This window comes from Bradyrhizobium erythrophlei, assembly GCF_042430365.1.
Lineage (GTDB): Bacteria > Pseudomonadota > Alphaproteobacteria > Rhizobiales > Xanthobacteraceae > Bradyrhizobium > Bradyrhizobium erythrophlei.
This window is the reverse complement of record NZ_JBHMET010000193.1, coordinates 1-776: the sequence shown is the minus strand read 5'-3', so window position 1 is coordinate 776 and position 776 is coordinate 1. Positions and strand designations below refer to the sequence as shown.

At 63.4% G+C, this 776-nt stretch carries 1 protein-coding gene; it reads right to left on the bottom strand.

The genetic code is table 11. The features are described from left to right. Positions 1–71: 71 nt before the first annotated feature. The coding region (locus ACFFWD_RS27670; RefSeq protein ID WP_376970624.1) for a transposase at positions 72–776 on the bottom strand (705 nt) is incomplete at its 5' end.

Here is a 776-nt window from a genome sequence, read left to right as displayed (position 1 = left end):
CGTCGTCCTGGCGAAACAGGCCGTGTAGAAACGCTGGCGCGGCGGCTGGAGCTGAGATCAAAGAGGCGCCCTCAAGCTTGACAGGGCCGGAGCGCTTTGAGCAGGGCGGGTGTGCCCTTGATGGCGATCAGTCTCTTGAGGTTGTAGCCGGTGATGCTGAGGGCAAGTTCGGCTTTGGCCTTCAGCAATCCGCGGACGAGGAACCGCGGGACGCCCATCAACCATTTGATAGTCCCGAACGGATGCTCGGCGACTTCGCGGCGGAGCTTCATCCAGCTCGGATCGGTGATCGCCCGCCGGTGCATGGCCTCGCGGTCATCGTCATGGAAGCCGCGCACGATGATCCGCTGCGCCGCCTCGGTGCATTGCGACTTCAGCGGGCAGGCCGGGCAGGCTTGCGTCCGATATTCCTTCTTCTGTTTGGTGTGGGAGGTCTTGAAGAGCTTCAGGACCTCACCGGCCGGGCAGCCCCAGCTGTCGCTCTCTCGATCGTAGCTGAACTGATCGCGGCTGAAGTATTGCTTGCCCTTCGGGTTGACCCGCTCGGCATGCGGCACGATCGCCGTGATGCCGTCCTGCTCACATTGCTGGCCGTGCGCGCCGTTAGAGTAGCCGGTATCGGCCACGGCAATCACCTGATCGGTTCCGACCGCCGCCTTGCCCTGCCGGGCCATCGGATGCAGTTGCTGCAGATCGTTGCCCTCGCTGGTCAGATCGAAAGCGACGACCAGGTCGTGCTCGGCATCGACCGCGATTTGCGCATTGTAGGCCACCTG